Origin of the sequence: Carnobacterium sp. (assembly GCF_032094055.1) — a bacterium.
Lineage (GTDB): Bacteria > Bacillota > Bacilli > Lactobacillales > Carnobacteriaceae > Carnobacterium_A.
Map to the genome: position 1 here is coordinate 19,034 of NZ_DAMDAK010000020.1, position 2,688 is coordinate 21,721.

3 protein-coding genes and 1 tRNA gene are annotated in these 2,688 nt (G+C 34.1%); all 4 read left to right on the plus strand.

Annotation, left to right across the window (positions count from 1 at the left end; genetic code table 11):
* Positions 1 to 583, plus strand: a 583-nt coding sequence (locus RT405_RS04880) for an adenylosuccinate synthetase (RefSeq protein WP_313468050.1), incomplete at its 5' end; no start/stop codon positions are given.
* 875 nt (positions 584 to 1,458) lie between these two features.
* Positions 1,459 to 1,662 (plus strand): hypothetical protein, encoded by a 204-nt coding sequence (locus RT405_RS04885; protein ID WP_313468052.1) that lies wholly within the window; start codon positions 1,459 to 1,461, stop codon positions 1,660 to 1,662.
* A 294-nt stretch (positions 1,663 to 1,956) separates the two neighbouring features.
* Positions 1,957 to 2,029 (plus strand) — tRNA-Lys (locus tag RT405_RS04890).
* Positions 2,030 to 2,320: 291 nt separating this feature from the next.
* Positions 2,321 to 2,688 (plus strand): MarR family transcriptional regulator (locus RT405_RS04895; protein ID WP_313468054.1); only part of this gene is annotated, 368 nt, incomplete at its 3' end.

Genomic DNA, 2,688 nt, shown 5'->3' on the forward strand with positions numbered 1-2,688 from the left:
GACTTCTTCTAATCCTGTTGCTGGCGGCGTAACCATTGGTAGTGGTGTCGGACCATCAAAAATCAATAAAGTTGTCGGCGTCTGTAAAGCTTATACCTCTCGTGTTGGAGATGGTCCTTTTCCGACAGAATTACATGATGAAATCGGGCAGCAAATTCGTGATATTGGTAAAGAATATGGAACTACAACAGGACGTCCGCGCCGGATAGGCTGGTTTGATACGGTTGTCATGCGTCACTCAAAACGCGTTTCCGGTATCACAAATCTAGCTTTAAATTCAATTGATGTACTAAGCGGGTTGGAAACAGTCAAAATTTGTACGGCTTATGAACGCAATGGCGAACACATTCTTCATTATCCAGCAAGTTTAAAAGAATTGGCTGAATGTACACCCGTTTATGAAGAACTGCCTGGCTGGAGTGAAGACATTACCAGCTGTCGAACATTAGAAGAGCTTCCGGAAAATGCACGAAACTATATTCATCGGATCTCAGATTTAGTTGGCGTACGGATTTCCACTTTTTCTGTTGGTCCTGATCGTGAACAAACCAATATTTTGGAAAGTGTTTGGTCGCAAATTTAACTCTTTCTTTATTAGATAAAATAGGCTAGACCAGTATCTCTTTATATTCTAAAGGATAATATTGGTTTAGCTTTTTTAATCGACGCTTTTTAAAACTGCTTCTATCTATTTTACATAAGAAATGCTATCTTATGTCTACCCTACATAAGAAAAATTTGCTATATATAGTGCTTGCTGCATAATGATTATTTGCATAGTGGATTGCGCTCATTCGAATCTTTTACGTGAGGGGAACCAGGCAAGTTTCTGATCAAAACTTCGATAAGAAGTGTGCAGTTTTTACTGATAAAATAGTTTTTTTCTTTATTCAGCAGACATTATCTAACAGATAAACACATGAAACAGACAAAATAAAGTTAAAGGCAGGTTCAAATATGGTTAAACGAATATCTGAAGGACCTTTCATTTTTTTCTTAGTACAGCTTTTTTTATTGATCAGCTTGTTAGTTAATGTAAATACGCCTCAGGAGATAATAGACGTATTAGGAATCACCATAAGCATTATAGGGCTTTTTATCGTTGCATTTTCGATACGGAATATTTCGGCTAGTAAAAGAAGCAAATTCATATTGTTTGGCATCTTTGGTTTGTCGATTATGACTATCCTTCTAGTTTTATTCTTTATTGTGATAAGATATATAAGCACCAGTATGCCTTAAGAACGGTTTGAGTAGAGTAACAATTACTTTAATATGCCGTTTCTAAATAAGCTCTAACTTCAGGCACACTTTTAAAATCTTAAAAATGAAGATCGGAAAGCTATTAATAACGTTCTTTCAACCTTCTAGGTAAACGGGTCAAGCTTACAAAGAAAACTACACTTCTTATTCAATGCAGTATACTTATGCAATTATTTAATAAAGGCGGTATGTTAAATGAATAAAGCGAAGTTTAAACAATTTATTTTTGCGTTTTTAAAGAGATTTGCACTTCTAATCGTCTTCTATTTTATAGCTCTCTGGGTTTCTAATAATGATATTTATGGAGGTTTTGCAAATTATAGTTGGATACTTTTACTGGGAGCATTAATCATCTCAATATTTACAGTATATTTAAAGCCTAACTCCAAACAAAAATAATATTAACGTGTAAAAAAGTCTCTTAAAAGGCTTTTTTTCACGCTTAATATTATCGTGAGGTAAAATCAATTCTCTGGACATATCAAATATTTTTCCTGCGTTTTGAGTATGTAAAATTTGTTCTTGCCCTGCCCGAAAGAAATGAACTTCTAACTGCCAAATTATTTCTTGCTAACAGTTTTGACCTTTTAAACTATTCTTAAAAAGCTTGCGCAGCAAAGGCTAAAAGTTATCTTGCAAAAAGAGTGTTTATTGTGTTAAAATTGTTTTTGTAGTTGAAAATGATCGGTGCCAGGGTTGTTAGCTCAGTTGGCAGAGCAGCTGACTCTTAATCAGCGGGTCGAGGGTTCGAGCCCCCCACAGCCCATCAAGAATCAAGTTCATAATGAGAAGAATTGTTAGTGCGAAAGCATGTTGAAAACAATTCTTCTCTTTTTTTTGCTTAAAAATAGCTGACTATTGGCATAATTCCTACTAGTATATTATTTTATTAGCTATTTAAGTAGTAGAACTATCTACAGAAATTATTTAAACTTTTTTAGTATAAGGAAAAATTTTATAAAGAAAATAATAAAAGAGTTGACAATAGTTAGGTACCGAACTATACTACAAATACACTATAAGTTAGGTACCTAAACAATTAGAAGGGGTGAATTATATGAGTCACTTTACGATGAAACTACTGAAACAGATGGAAGCAGTAAGTGAGGTTGCACGCATCTTATTTTTACAAAAGAATCAACGATTTGATGGTCAACAACAAGTAATCAATATTTTAGGCAGTGAAGATGGTATGACCCAAGGAAATTTGGCAGAGTTGCTAGATATTCGTCCAAGTTCATTAGCAGAATTATTAAAAAAACTCGAAAAAGCTGGTGCAGTTGAACGAATAGAAGATGAAAATGACAAACGGATTAAACGAGTCTTTTTAACAGAAAAAGGTCGCGAACGTATTATAACAAATGCTAATATTCGTGAAGATTTAAGTGCACAATTTTTTGCAGGATTGACATCAGAAGAACAAAT

Excerpts from the sequence above, each read along its gene's own strand:
- RT405_RS04885 (WP_313468052.1), top strand. The coding sequence starts at position 1,459 with ATGAATAAAGCGAAGTTTAAACAATTTATTTTTGCGTTTTTAAAGAGA.